A 13130-nucleotide genomic window follows, 5' to 3' on the forward strand; every position below is an offset into this window, starting at 1 on the left:
CTGCCCCGCACCCGATGATGGCCCTTGAGTGGCCGCCGGGGCTCGGGTAAGGTCGAATCAACGCACAGGACAGAGCACGCCATGACCTCCAAGCTGGAACAACTCAAGCAGTTCACCACCGTGGTCGCCGACACCGGGGACCTGGACGCCATCACCCGCCTGAAGCCGGTCGATGCCACCACCAACCCGTCGCTGCTGCTCAAGGCCGCCGCCATCCCCGGCTACGCCGAACTGCTCAAGCAGGTGAAAAGCGACGCCAAGGGCAATGTCGACCTGGCCTGTGACAAATTCGCCGTGGCCGTGGGCGCGGGCATTCTCAAGGTGATCCCAGGTCGCATCTCCACCGAGGTGGATGCGCGCCTGTCCTTCGACGAGCCTGCCCTGCTGAACAAGGCCCGCCACCTGATCGCCGAGTACGAAAAAGCCGGCATTGGCCGCGACCGCGTGCTGATCAAGCTGGCCTCCACCTGGGAAGGCATCCGCGCCGCCGAAAAGCTGGAAAAAGAAGGCATCCAGACCAACCTGACCCTGCTGTTCTCCTTCGCCCAGGCCCAAGCCTGTGCCGACGCTGGGGTGTTCCTGATCTCGCCGTTCGTGGGCCGCATCTACGACTGGTACAAGAAGAGCACCGGCCAGGAGTACGTAGGCGCCGAAGACCCTGGCGTGCAGTCGGTCACGCGCATCTACGACTACTACAAGACCAACGGCTACAACACCGTGGTCATGGGCGCCAGCTTCCGCAACATCGGCCAGATCGAGCAACTGGCCGGCTGCGACCGCCTGACCATCAGCCCCGAGTTGCTGCAACAGCTGAGCGACGACCAGGGCGAGTTGCCACGCGTGCTCAAGCCGGGCAATGCCGGCGAGGCCAAGCAGGTGCTGAACGAAAGCCAGTTCCGCTGGGCCATGAACGAAGACGCCATGGCTACCGACAAGCTGGCCGAGGGCATTCGCCAGTTCGCGCGCGACCAGGAGAAGCTCGAGAAGCTGATGGCTGACAAAGGCTGAAACACATCGGGTTTGCCTGGCGGGCGGGAAATGTTCAGCATTTTCCGCCCGTTTTGTTTTGCCTTGCCGTAGAAGCGGTTTGGATTCACGGGCCTATTCGCGGGCAAGCCCGCTCCCACAGAAGCACCACTGAACCGGAGAACGGTGGGGTACCTGTGAGAGCGGGCTTGCCCGCGAATAGGCCCAAATGCCACCAGAGCTGTCGATGACCTCCTCCACTCCCTTGCCCCTCGTTCTCGCCGGCCCGGTACTGCGCCGTCTGGAGCCCCAACGCCTGGCCGTCTGGCTGGTCACCACGCAGCCAGAGCCACCGACCTTCAGTGTGGACACCCCTGGCGTATTCCCAGATATGCAGTGCCAATCCTTGCCGATCGGCACGCACGCCTTCGTCCACCTGCTCGACGTCCGCTTCAGCCAGCCCCTGCCTTGTGACGTCGCCATCAACTACGACATACGCGTCGCAGATCAGGGCATCGCCGACTGGGCACCACACCTGCTCTACCCCGGCCAGGCACACCCCAGCTTCGTGCTGCGCGGGCGCCTCGACCAACTGCTCCACGGCTCTTGCCGCAAGCCGCACCACCCAGCTCGCGACGGCCTGCTCTGCGCCGACCGCTTGCTGCAGGACTGCCAGCAGCCCGAGCAGCGCCCCGCGTTGCTGATGATGAGCGGCGACCAAGTCTATGCCGATGACGTGGCGGGCCCCATGCTGCGCGCCATCCACCAGTTGATCGCGCGCCTTGGGCTGTTCGACGAGCAACTGCACGGTGCTCGGGTGGCCGACAGCGCCGCGCTGTACCAACACCCGGCCTGCTACTACCACCGCGCCGACCTGCTGCCGGCCCAGGCGCGCAACGAAAGCCTGCGCGAGCGCTTCTTCGGCGGCAAACGCAAGCCGATCTTCTCGTCCAGTAACGCCGACAACCACCTGGTGACCTTCGCCGAAGTCATGGCCATGTACCTGCTGGTCTGGTCGCCTACGCCTTGGCGCCTGGTACGCCTGGACATGCCGGAGGGTCTGAGCCACGAACAGCAGGCGCGCTATCGCCAGGAACTGCCGCTGATCGAGGCCTTCGCCGCCGATCTGGGCCAGGTCGCCCGGGTGATGGCCCACCTGCCCTGCCTGATGATCTTCGACGACCACGACATCACCGATGACTGGAACCTGTCCGCGCAATGGGAAGAAACCGCCTACGGTCATCCGTTCTCACGGCGGATCATCGGCAACGCGTTGTTGGGCTACCTGCTGTGCCAGGGCTGGGGTAACGACCCTGATAGCTGCCAGGCACTGGTAGAGCGCTACCGGACGCTGGCGAGCGAACCGATACCCTACACAGCGCAGGATGAGCTGATCGATGCCCTGCTTGCCTTCCAGGGCTGGCAATTTTCGCTGCCCAGCAATCCGCCGCTGCTGGTGCTCGACACCCGCACCCGCCGCTGGCGCAGCGAAAGCGATCCGGCCAAGCCCTCCGGGCTGCTGGACTGGGAGGCACTGACAGAGCTGCAACAGGCGCTACTGGACCACCCCTCGGCGGTGATCGTGTCGCCGGCGCCGCTCTTCGGGGTCAAGCTGATCGAAACGGTGCAGCGAGTGTTCAGTTGGCTGGGGTACCCGCTGCTGGTGGATGCCGAGAACTGGATGGCCCATCGCGGGGCGGCCCAGGTGATCCTGAACATCTTCCGCCATTCACGCACGCCCGGGCATTACGTGATCCTGTCCGGGGATGTGCATTACTCGTTCGTCTACGAGGTGCTGATCCGCCACCGTCAGCGCAGCCCGCACTTGTGGCAGGTGACCAGCAGCGGCATCAAGAACGAGTTTCCCCGGCGCCTGCTGGATGTGCTGGATCGCTTGAACCGCTGGTTGTACTCGCCGCGTTCGCCGCTGAACTGGTTCACCAAGCGCCGACAGATGCAGGTGGTGCCACGCACACCCAGCCATAGCCAGGCGGGAGAGCGGTTATGGAACAGCGCGGGGTTGGGGCAGGTGTTTTTCGATGAACAGGGGCGGCCGGCGCGGGTGTATCAGCTCAATGCCGATGGGCGGGAGGCTACGGGGTTCTTGGGGCCGGAGTGACTTCGCAAGAGATGTGAAGTTTTTACCGGCCCTTTCGCGGGTAAACCCGCTCCTACAGGTTCGCTAACCCCTTGTAGGAGCGGGTTTACCCGCGAAGAGGCCCGCCCAGGCTACAGATCAGGTCCGCTCCAGCGCACTGACCAAATCATGGAACGCCTCACGATTGGAGTCGTTCAGCCCCATGAGAATCTTGTGCGCCTCCAGCACCTTGGAGCGCACCACATCCTCGTTCTGGTCCTGCGAAGGCAGGTCGGTCAGGCACTCCGTGCACGGCACCGGGCGATCGACGATGTTGAACACCTGGTCGAAGCCCATGGACTGCAGCAGGCGGGAGATATCCGGGTTGGTGGTGACCACGGTGGGCAGCAGGCCGACCTTCTGCCGCGACAGGATCGACAGCTTGGCCAGCAGGCCCAGCGTCGTGCTGTCGATGCTTTCGGTTTCGGTCAGGTCGATGACGATCGCCGAGAAATTCAACGCGGTGAAGATCTTCTCGATCGTGGCATCCAGCGCAGAACACAAGGTCAGGCGCACTTCGCCGACGAATTTCAGGACGAAGGTACCGCTCTGCTCGGCGAACTGGATTCTACCGGTACTCATTGAAGGTTCCTGCTCAACACCAATAGGGCGATATCATCCGGCATCTCCCCAAGCGTAGCCAATCCAAAACGTTGTCGCAGCCCATCCAGGCTACCACCCGCGGCCTTGACGATATCCGGCAAGGCTGCCTCTTTATCTTTGAGCGTATCCCCTGGCAAAAGGTCCAGAATGCCATCGGACATCAGGCTCAGGCTGAACTGCTCGGGCAATTCGATGACCTGGTCCTGGTACGTGGCTTCGTCGAACAGACCGACCGGCAGGCCACGGCCCTCGAGGTAGCGGGCCTGGCCAGGGGTATACAGCACCGGCAGCGGCAAATGGCCACCCACGGCGTAGGTCAGCAACCCGGTTTCTTCGTCGATCACACCACCGACCATGGTCACATGCTTGCCCAGCTTGCAGTTGATCAGCCCACGGTTGATGTGGCTGAGCACCTCCGAGGGCTTGAATTCGCGCATCTTGCCGCTGCGCTTGAATTCGAACAGCAGGCGGGTGGTCATGAACTTCAGCAACACGGTGACGAACGCCGACGACGCACCATGCCCGGACACGTCCGCGAGATAGAACGCGATACGCCGCTCGTCCACGCGGAAGTAATCGGTGAAATCGCCCGACAGGTACAGCGACGGGATGATCTGATGCTCGAAGGCGAACCCGCCCACAGCCCAGGGGCTTTCCGGCAGCATGTTCATCTGCACCTGGCGCCCGGCGGTCTGGTCTTCCTGCAACAGGTGCAGGCTGGCCTCCAGCTCGCGGTTGGCGGCCTCGAGCTTGTCGCGGTAGCGCTGGTTTTCCAGCACCAGGCGCGAACGGTCCAGGGCTCGACGCACCGAATGCTCGAGCACGGCCAGGTCTTCCAGCGGCTTGATCAGGTAGTCGGCTGCACCCAGGCGCAAGGCCTCGACGGCGTCACTCATCACACCGGCACCAGACACCACGATCACCGGCAACTGCGGCGCGCGCTCGCTGATCTGGCGGATCAGTTCGAGCCCGCCCATCTGCGGCATGCGCAGATCGCAGATCACGAGGTCGGGCTGGTGTTCTTCGAAGACCTGGAGCCCCTGCTGGCCGTTACCGGCCTGGAGGACGCTGAAGCCACTGTCTTCCAGATAGGCGGCGAGGCTTGCACGGACCACGTCGTCATCATCGATGATCAGCAGCGTTGCACTGATTTTCTGCATGTGGGCGAACGGCGCCGATTTGGGTTGGTGCAGGGGCGTCTGCAAGGCTGACATCCGGCTGCTGGGATACTCTGTAGTAACACTCTACTTGAGTTGTAGGCCAAGAATACGGGCCAGGCAACCGGCAGAGGTACCTTGTAAGGCGCAGACGGTACTCCCATCCGCCAGGCGTTTCAAGCATACGAGGGTCGAGTTCGGTGCACTTTACAGGGCAAATCACCGGCAGTTATAAGAAAGCCGACCAGCGCAACCCGATGGGAAGGACGCAACATGCCCCAGACGCCCTCCAACCACAGCGAGAAACGCGACTTCATCCGCATGCGCATCGACACCGAGGTCAGCCTGCTGCACGCCGGCCAGGTGATTGCGGCGGTGTGCCTGGACCTCTCCAGCGGCGGCATGCAGGTGCGCGCGCCGCAGCGCTTCCAGGTGAGCGATCACCTGGAGGTACGTATCGACTCCGACCACCCGGCGCTGAAGGGCCTGCATGCCAGCACCGAGGTGGTGTGGATCGCCGACCAGCCGGGCGGGCAGCAAAAATTCGGCCTGCGTATCCTGGCGATGCATTGAACTGTAACTAATCGTTTATCCGGCATTCGCGGGCAAGCCCGCGAATGAGGCTGCACTGCAGCCCCGGACTACTCAGAAGTCGTCTTCGACTTCGCCGTCCCTGACCTTGAACTCGCGGTTCTGCAGGTAGGCGTTGCGCAGGAAGATGTACTTGTCACCCTGGATGAGCTTCTCGGCTGGCAGCAGGCTGGCACGGGTGTCGATCACGTCCAGGGCGAAGATCGAGTTGCGCGTCGGCACGTGGTCGATGTAGCGGTACGGCTTGGTGTAGGTGTCCGGATACTTGGCCACGCCATCACGCACGGTGCTCGGCCCCAGCAGCGGTATGACCACATACGGGCCGCTCGGCACGCCCCAGTAGCCCAGGGTCTGGCCGAAGTCCTCGTCGTTGCGCTGCAGGCCCATCTTGGTGCCCACGTCGAAGAAGCCGCCCAGGCCGAAGGTGGTGTTGACGATCAGCCGCGCAGTGTCCACGCCCGCCGCATGGGGTTTGAGCTGCAACACGTCGTTGGCGAGGTTGGTGACATCGCCGAGGTTGCGGAAGATGTTGTGGATACCGTCTTCGAGAAACTGCGGCGTGACGGCCTGGTAGCCCTTGGCCAACGGCTTCAGGGCATAGGTGTCGAGGACGTCGTTGAACTTGAAGATCGGCCGGTTGACCGCCTCCCAGGGATCCTCCTCGGTGGCCGCCTGGGTAGCTGCCACGGGTGCCAGCAGCAGGCTGGCACAAACACAGGCCTGGGTGACTCGCTCGATCACACCGGCACCGATCCTACGCATAGATGTCTCTCCATCGAAATTCTCGGCCGCGACGGGCTCTGGCACGCCGCTGTAAGGCGGCAAGTATAAAGGCTTGTGGGCTGATACGCAGCTTTGCACAGGATTGATCAATTTTCCGTGAATACGTTTCATCGTCATCGCCTCGTAACAATCGTGCAATAGTCTGCGGACTATTTCAGGGAAGTTACCATGCACGACGCGCCCGCCTTCACCGCTGTGCTGTTCGGCCTGCGCGGCTGCCTGGTCCAGGCCGCCAACGGCAGCCCCCTGCCCGCACCGGGGGCATTGGAGACATTGACCGGGCTGCGTCGACGGCAAGTGCCGTGTATCTGGCTGGACGACCTGGCCAGCGCGCAGAGCCAGCGCCTGGCCAGTGTGCTGCCACAATGGCTGCCCGGGCACAGCGTCAACGGTGTGCGCTGGCCAGCGCCGAACGCTTGCTGGCAAGCCCTGATGAGCCTCGACAGCCAGCGCCTGGACGGCTGCGTGCTGGTGAGTGGCGAACCGCGCCTGCTGCAGTCGGGCCTCAATGCCGGGCTGTGGACAGTCGGCCTGGCGGCCTGCAGCCCTTCCTGCGACCTCTCCTCCAACGCCTGGCAGGCGATGACCCCGCAAGACCAGGAACTGGCACGCGGCAAGGCGACCCTGGAGCTGTTCCGCCTGGGGGTGCATTCGGTGATCGATCACCTGGAGGCGCTGGACACTTGCCTGGCGGACATCGCCCAACGTCGGCGCAAGGGTGAAAAACCCTGACACAGCCCCGTTGACGAGGATCATGCAAAGCGGCGGCGAGTGGATTACGCTGAAAGCACGCCAGAACCTTTGCGGCTTCGCTGAGGTCCATGGCTTGCCAAGTCATTGATGGAGAACAACCAATGCCTGCCCGCGAATTGCAAGAGCGTTTGAATAGCCTGCGCGAGCAACTGGATCGGAACGTGCCGCTTTCGGATGAGGAACTGGCTGCCCTGCACGAGGAAGCCAGGCAGATCGAGGCACAACTCAAGCTCGAGGAGGCCACGCCGGACAACAACCTGGTGGATGGGGTCAACATGGCCATCGAGCGCTTCGAGGCCGACCACCCGGACCTGACCGCCACCCTGCGCAGCATCGCCAACTCGCTGCACAGCATGGGTATCTAGAACGTGGGGCCGCTTTGCGGCCCCAATTACAGAGAACCTACTGACGTACCAATCGCAGGTTCGCCGGACTGATCGCCCCGGTGCTGCGGTACGGATTGATGTCCAGCCCACCCCGGCGCACATAGCGCGCATACACCGTCAGGTGCTCGGGCTGCAGCAAGTTCTTCAAGTCCAGGTAGATCCGCTCCACACACTGCTCGTGGAAGTCGGCATGCTGACGGAAGCTGATCAGGTAGGTCAGCAGGCTGGCAGGGTCCAGCGCACTGCCCTTGTATTCCACCACCACGCTACCCCAGTCCGGCTGGCCGGTGACCGGGCAGTTGGATTTGAGCAGGTGGCTGTGCAGGGTTTCTTCCACCACCCGCTCGGGGTTGCAGCGCAGCAACTCGGGCTGTGGTTGCTCGTAGTTGCTGATGGCCACGTCCAGCGCATCGATGCACAGCCCTGGCAACGCCACCACGCCCTGCGCCTCGACCTCTGCCAGGGTACGCACGCGCACACCGACCGGCTTGCCGGCAGCGGCCGACAGGTCCTTCTGCAGGCACGCCTGCAACGCGTCGATGGAGGCGAACACCGTCTGGTTCAGAGAGTTGAGGTACAGCTTGAACGACTTCGACTCGATGATGTTCGGCGAATCGGCCGGGATGGCGAACTCGCCGATGGCCACCACCGGTTTGCCCGACGGCAGCAACCACGACAGCTCGAAGCAGTTCCAGTAGTCGACGCCCTGCCACGGCAGAGTCTGGGCGGTGACGCCCAGCTCGGCCCATTTGGCCGTGCGCGGGATCGGGAAGAGCAGCGCAGGCGTGTAGGTGGCGATGTATTCGCTGGACTTGCCCAGCGGGGAGTGTTCGGCAGCGGGATGCATGGAAACTGACCTGAAGGTTCGAAATTGCCCCTAGTCTACCGGTTTTGCACTTCGCCTTGGAGCGCCGTTCACTCGATGGTCAGCGGCCCGACCATGCCGGCCTGGTAGTGCCCCGGCACGTTGCAGGCGAATTCGATGGGCGCCGACTGGCGGAAGGTCCAGGTCAGCTCGGCGCGCTGGCCGGGCTGCACCAGCACGGTATTGCCGCTGTCATGGCCATGGGCGCCGTGGTCCATCTGGCCATGGTCCATGCCCTCGTGGTTCATCTGGCCACTGAACAGCTTGCCCTGCATGGCGATCATCTCTTTCTGGTGCTCGGCATGCATGGCCTTGTCGCCCAGGTTGAACTCATGGGGCAGATTGCCTTCGTTGATGAGCACGAAGCGCACGGTTTCACCGGCCTTGACGTCGAGGCTGCGTGGTTCGAAGGCGATGTCCTTCATGTGTACTTCGATCGTGCGGGTGGCCTTGCTGGCCGGGGCGGGCTCGCCGAAGGCGAACGATGCCGCTTCGCCGGCCCAGGTGGGCAGGCTGGCGAACGCCAGGGCGGCGGCGGCGAACAGGTGTTTCATGGTTGCTCCGAACATGACAGCGGGATAAGACCACTCTATTGCGGTATGGCTGGCGGCTGCCTGACAGCGAGATTACAACTTTGTCAGCTTGGGCGAGCGGGCATATCGTCACGTATCATTTCAACCCAGAGCCGCGCGATCACTGTGGAAGGGGGCTTGCCCGCGAAGCAGCCACCGCGGGGCATGGCACCGGCATAGCCGGTGTTCGCGGGCAAGCCCGCTCCCACAGAGAACGTCGCTACCTGGAAAATCATCACCCATGAAACTGCTGATCGTCGAAGACCAGGCCCGCACCGGCCAATACCTGTGCCAAGGCCTCAGCGAGGCCGGTTTCGCCACCGAGCTCGCCGCTGATGGAAACACCGGCCAGCACCTGGCGCTCACTGGCGACCACGACCTGCTGATCCTCGACGTGATGCTGCCTGGGCGCGATGGCTGGCAGATCCTCCAGGCCGTGCGCCACGCAGGCCTCGACACCCCAGTACTGTTCCTCACTGCCCGCGACGCCGTGGAAGACCGCGTGCACGGCCTGGAACTGGGCGCCGACGACTACCTGATCAAACCTTTCGCCTTCTCCGAGCTGCTAGCCCGGGTGCGCACCCTGCTGCGCCGCGGCACGGGTGCCAGCCAGGACACCCTCCTGGCCCTGGCCGACCTGCGCCTGGACCTGATCCGCCGCCGCGCCGAACGCGCCGGACAGCGCATCGACCTGACCGCCAAGGAATTCGCCTTGCTCGAACTGCTGCTGCGCCGCCAGGGCGAGGTACTGCCCAAGTCGCTGATCGCCTCGCAGGTGTGGGACATGAACTTCGACAGCGACACCAATGTGATCGAAGTCGCCGTGCGCCGCCTGCGCCTGAAGATCGACGACCCGCACCCGAACAAGCTGATCCACACCGTGCGCGGCATGGGCTACGTGCTCGAGGAGCGCCACGACTGATGCGCAAGCTCTCCCTCGGCGGCCGCCTGGCGTTGCTGTTCGCCGCCTGCGCCGCCACCGTGTCACTGGCCGCAGGGCTGCTGTTCAGCCACGCCAGCGCCCAGCACTTCATCGAACTGGATCAACAGCTGCTGGCCTCGCGCCTGTCATTGCTGCGCAGCCAGCTGGCTGGGCTGCACCAACCAGCCGACCTGCCAGCGCGCCTGCCGGCCCTGCGCAACGAGCTGGCCCACCAGGCCGATCTCGGCCTGCGCATCAGCGCCCGCGATGGCACGACCTGGTTCGACAGCCACCCCGCACTGCCCGAGTCGCCCTCCCCCACGGGCCTGGCCACCTTGCACGCAGACGGCATCGACTACCGCAGCCTGGCCGAGCCGCTGGAGGCCAGCGACCCGCAATCGCCGCGCCTGACCCTGTTTCTCGACATCACCCACCACCAGCACTTCCTCGAGGGCATGCAGCGCCTGATCTGGCTGACCGTCGGCCTGTCGGCCGTGGCCACCGCGCTGCTCGGCGCCTGGGCTGCACGCCGTGGCTTGCGGCCGCTGCGGCAGATGGGGCGAATCGCCGCCAGTGTCTCGGCACGCTCGCTGACCACCCGCCTGCCGCATGCCCAGATGCCGGAAGAACTCGCAGAGCTGGCCAGTACCGTCAATGCCATGCTGCAGCGCCTGGACGACGCCTTCCAGCGGCTCTCGGCGTTTTCCGCCGACATCGCCCACGAACTGCGCACGCCGCTATCCAACCTGCTGACCCACACCCAGGTCACCCTCACCCGTCCGCGCAGCCTCGAGGAGTATCGCGAAGCGCTGCACGGCAATCTCGAGGAACTGCAATGGATGGCGCAGATGGTCAACGACATGCTGTTCCTGGCCAAGGCCGACCATGGCTTGCTGGTGCCGGGGCAGTCGGCGCTGGCCCTGCACGAGGAAGTGGATGCGCTGCTGGAGTACTACATGCCCTTGGCCGAGGATGGCGATGTCCAGTTGCTGCGCGAGGGCGAAGCGATGCTGCAAGGCGACCGGCACATGCTGCGTCGGGCGCTGTCCAATCTGCTGGACAACGCGCTGCGCCATACCCCGCCGGGCGGGCAGATTCGCGTAACTCTGGGGCCTGGGGGGCAGGTTGGCGTGGCCAACACCGGCGCCGCGATCGAGGCGGCCGCGCTACCGCGCCTGTTCGACCGTTTCTATCGGGCAGACCCGGCACGCCGGGCGGGTGGTAGCGAACATGCGGGATTGGGGCTGGCGATTACCCGGTCGATCGTGCAGGCCCATGGCGGGAGCATTCGGGCCGAGTGCGAGGGGGGATGGACGCGGTTCGTGATCGAGTTGCCCGGTATCCGGTGAGATTGGGGCTGCTTCGCAGCCCTTCGTGGGCTTGCCCGCGAAGGGGCCCTGGCAGGCTCCTCAGACCGCCAGGCCAATCGCTGGCTGCACCTGCGAGGCCCGGTAGGCCGGGTAGATGGTCGCCAGGAAGCTCATCACCAGCCCCGCCGCGCAGATCATCAGCACATCCCCACCCTGCAACTCGGAAGGCAAGCTGCTGATGAAATACACGTCCGACGTAAAGATGTGCTGGCCACTCACCCGCTCCAGCCAGCCGACGATCTGGCTGACGTTGAGCGCGGCGATCACGCCGAGCACGCCGCCGATCAAGGTGCCGACGATGCCGATCAGGCTGCCCTGGACCATGAACGTGCCCATGATCTGCGCCGGCGTCGCCCCCAACGTGCGCAAGATGGCGATGTCCGGCCCCTTGTCGTTCACCACCATCACCAGGGTGGCGATGATGTTGAACGCCGCCACCGCGATGATCATCAGCAACAACAGGCCGATCATGGTCTTTTCCATCTTCATGGCGCTGAACAGGCTACCCTGGGTGTGCGACCAGTCATCGGCGCGGTAGCCATCGCCCAGGCTGGCGGCGATCGCCTTGGATACCTGCGGTGCGGCATACAGGTCGTGCAGTTTCAGGCGCACGCCCTGCACCTGGCCCGGCGCCCAGCGCTGCATCTCGCCCGCATCGGCCACGTGGATATAGGCCTGGGAGCCGTCGAGCTCGGCGCCGACCTTGAAGATGCCGACCACCGTCAGGCGCTGCATGCGCGGGGTGATACCGCCTGGAGCCTTGCTGATTTCCGGCACGATCAGGGTCAGCTTGTCGCCGGTATTGAGGCGGAAACGCCGCGCGGTGAGTTCACCGATCACCACCCCGTACTCACCCGGCACCAGCGCCTGCAGGCGCCCCTGGACGATGTGCTGGCCGACGATGGACACCTGATCTTCCTCGGCCGGGTCGATGCCACTGACCTGGATCGGCTGCATCGCGCCCTTGTACGAGAGCATGCCTTCCATCTCGGTGATCGGCGCCGCGGCCATCACCGCCGGGTTCTTCAGCGCGGCATCGGCCACCTGGCGCCAGTCGGCCAGCGGCTGCTCGCCGAGGATACTGGCATGGGGCACCAGGCCAAGGATCCGCGAGCTCATCTCACGCTGGAAGCCGTTCATCACCGACAGCACCACGATCATCGCCAGCACGCCCAGCGACAGGCCGATCATCGAGGTCATGGAGATGAACGAGATGAAGTGGTTGCGGCGCTTGGCACGGGTGTAGCGTGCGCCGATGAAAATGGGCAAGGGTCTGAACATGTACGAAACACCCACTGTAAAAAAGGAACGGGGCAGCGCAAGGCGCCCCGTGCAATCGGTCAGATCGCCACCAGGTGGCCGTCGTCGAGTTTCAACACGCGGTCCATCTGACGCGCCAGGTTGAGGTCGTGGGTCACCACCAGGAACGCCGTGCGCGAGGCACTGGACAACTCCTGCATCAACTCCTGGATACCCTGGCCGGTGTGGTGGTCGAGGTTGCCGGTGGGTTCGTCGAGCATGACCAGGCCTGGGCGGTTGACCAGGGCGCGAGCGATGGCCACGCGCTGGCGCTCGCCACCGGACAGCTCGGCCGGCTTGTGGTGCAGGCGATGGCCCAGGCCCACGCGCTTGAGCAGCGCCTCGGCACGCTCGCGCGCCTCGGGGATCGGCGTGCTGCCGATCAGCAGTGGCATGCACACGTTCTCCATGGCGGTGAACTCCGGCAGCAAGTGGTGGAACTGGTAGACAAAGCCCAGCTCACGGTTGCGCAACAGGCCCCGGGCGCGCTCGCCAAGCGCCGACAGCTCCTCGCCGGCCAGCCAGACGCTGCCCTGGGTCGGCCGGTCGAGGCCGCCGAGCAGGTTGAGCAAGGTACTCTTGCCCGAGCCCGAGGTACCGACGATGGCCACCCGCTCGCCTGGGTGCAGTTCGAGGTTGAGACCCGACAGCACCTGCACCGACTCCGGGCCGGTGTCGTAGGACTTGCCCAGGTTGCGGCAACTCAGGACGGCTTTATCACTCATG

Annotated in this window: 14 protein-coding genes; 7 read left to right on the forward strand and 7 right to left on the reverse strand. The window is 64.5% G+C overall.

All coding sequences use genetic code 11. From position 1 onward, the window contains the following. Positions 1 to 81: 81 nt before the first annotated feature. Both tal and IAE37_RS05355 read left to right on the forward strand, forming a co-directional pair. Positions 82 to 1008 (forward strand): transaldolase, encoded by a 927-nt coding sequence (gene tal, locus IAE37_RS05350; protein WP_201170383.1) that lies wholly within the window; start codon positions 82 to 84, stop codon positions 1006 to 1008. Between the two features lie 205 nt (positions 1009 to 1213). Beyond that, positions 1214 to 3085 (forward strand): alkaline phosphatase D family protein, encoded by a 1872-nt coding sequence (locus IAE37_RS05355; protein WP_201170386.1) that lies wholly within the window; start codon positions 1214 to 1216, stop codon positions 3083 to 3085. A 117-nt stretch (positions 3086 to 3202) separates the two neighbouring features. On the opposite strand, the gene rssC is transcribed toward IAE37_RS05355, so the two are convergent. Together rssC and rssB are read right to left on the reverse strand one after the other, a co-directional pair. Then, positions 3203 to 3685, reverse strand: a complete 483-nt coding sequence (gene rssC / locus IAE37_RS05360; protein ID WP_167069222.1) for an anti-sigma factor antagonist RssC — start codon at positions 3683 to 3685, stop codon at positions 3203 to 3205. Beyond that, the gene (gene rssB / locus IAE37_RS05365) at positions 3682 to 4866 is read right to left on the reverse strand and encodes a two-component system response regulator RssB (protein WP_201170679.1); all 1185 of its coding nucleotides are present in this window, start codon (positions 4864 to 4866) and stop codon (positions 3682 to 3684) included. The genes rssC and rssB overlap by 4 nt, the downstream gene beginning before the upstream one ends. A gap of 270 nt (positions 4867 to 5136) precedes the next feature. Here rssB and IAE37_RS05370 point away from each other — a divergent pair, with 270 nt between their 5' ends. Beyond that, positions 5137 to 5436 carry a PilZ domain-containing protein gene (locus IAE37_RS05370; RefSeq protein ID WP_201170389.1) on the forward strand — a complete coding sequence of 100 codons (300 nt, stop codon included), beginning with the start codon at positions 5137 to 5139 and terminating at the stop codon, positions 5434 to 5436. A gap of 72 nt (positions 5437 to 5508) precedes the next feature. On the opposite strand, the gene IAE37_RS05375 is transcribed toward IAE37_RS05370, so the two are convergent. Further along, positions 5509 to 6216, reverse strand: coding sequence for an MlaA family lipoprotein (locus IAE37_RS05375; protein ID WP_201170391.1), 708 nt, complete (start codon positions 6214 to 6216; stop codon positions 5509 to 5511). A 189-nt stretch (positions 6217 to 6405) separates the two neighbouring features. On the opposite strand from IAE37_RS05375, the gene IAE37_RS05380 reads away from it, so the two are divergent. Both IAE37_RS05380 and IAE37_RS05385 read left to right on the forward strand, forming a co-directional pair. Beyond that, entirely contained in the window at positions 6406 to 6969 is a 564-nt protein-coding gene (locus IAE37_RS05380) for a phosphonoacetaldehyde phosphonohydrolase-related protein (protein ID WP_201170412.1), read from the forward strand. Positions 6970 to 7091: 122 nt separating this feature from the next. Next, entirely contained in the window at positions 7092 to 7355 is a 264-nt protein-coding gene (locus tag IAE37_RS05385) for a DUF4404 family protein (RefSeq protein WP_136913712.1), read from the forward strand. Between the two features lie 37 nt (positions 7356 to 7392). Here IAE37_RS05385 and queF read toward each other — a convergent pair whose 3' ends face one another. Both queF and IAE37_RS05395 read right to left on the reverse strand, forming a co-directional pair. After that, entirely contained in the window at positions 7393 to 8223 is an 831-nt protein-coding gene (gene queF / locus IAE37_RS05390) for an NADPH-dependent 7-cyano-7-deazaguanine reductase QueF (protein ID WP_201170421.1), read from the reverse strand. A 68-nt stretch (positions 8224 to 8291) separates the two neighbouring features. Further along, complete coding sequence (locus tag IAE37_RS05395; protein ID WP_201170423.1) at positions 8292 to 8795, reverse strand: cupredoxin domain-containing protein; 504 nt, start codon at positions 8793 to 8795, stop codon at positions 8292 to 8294. Positions 8796 to 9054: 259 nt separating this feature from the next. Here IAE37_RS05395 and IAE37_RS05400 point away from each other — a divergent pair, with 259 nt between their 5' ends. Together IAE37_RS05400 and IAE37_RS05405 are read left to right on the forward strand one after the other, a co-directional pair. Further along, on the forward strand, positions 9055 to 9735 hold the full coding sequence (locus IAE37_RS05400) for a heavy metal response regulator transcription factor (RefSeq protein ID WP_201170426.1): 681 nt from the start codon (positions 9055 to 9057) through the stop codon (positions 9733 to 9735). Further along, positions 9735 to 11084, forward strand: a complete 1350-nt coding sequence (locus IAE37_RS05405) for a heavy metal sensor histidine kinase (RefSeq protein WP_328822697.1) — start codon at positions 9735 to 9737, stop codon at positions 11082 to 11084. The genes IAE37_RS05400 and IAE37_RS05405 overlap by 1 nt, the downstream gene beginning before the upstream one ends. A 60-nt stretch (positions 11085 to 11144) precedes the next feature. On the opposite strand, the gene IAE37_RS05410 is transcribed toward IAE37_RS05405, so the two are convergent. Both IAE37_RS05410 and lolD read right to left on the reverse strand, forming a co-directional pair. Next, positions 11145 to 12386, reverse strand: coding sequence for a lipoprotein-releasing ABC transporter permease subunit (locus tag IAE37_RS05410; RefSeq protein WP_201170427.1), 1242 nt, complete (start codon positions 12384 to 12386; stop codon positions 11145 to 11147). A gap of 59 nt (positions 12387 to 12445) precedes the next feature. Next, on the reverse strand, positions 12446 to 13129 hold the full coding sequence (lolD, locus tag IAE37_RS05415; protein ID WP_201170430.1) for a lipoprotein-releasing ABC transporter ATP-binding protein LolD: 684 nt from the start codon (positions 13127 to 13129) through the stop codon (positions 12446 to 12448). Position 13130 lies beyond the last annotated feature (1 nt).

The sequence above is a fragment of the Pseudomonas sp. S31 genome, assembly GCF_016648105.1.
Taxonomy (GTDB): Bacteria; Pseudomonadota; Gammaproteobacteria; order Pseudomonadales; family Pseudomonadaceae; genus Aquipseudomonas.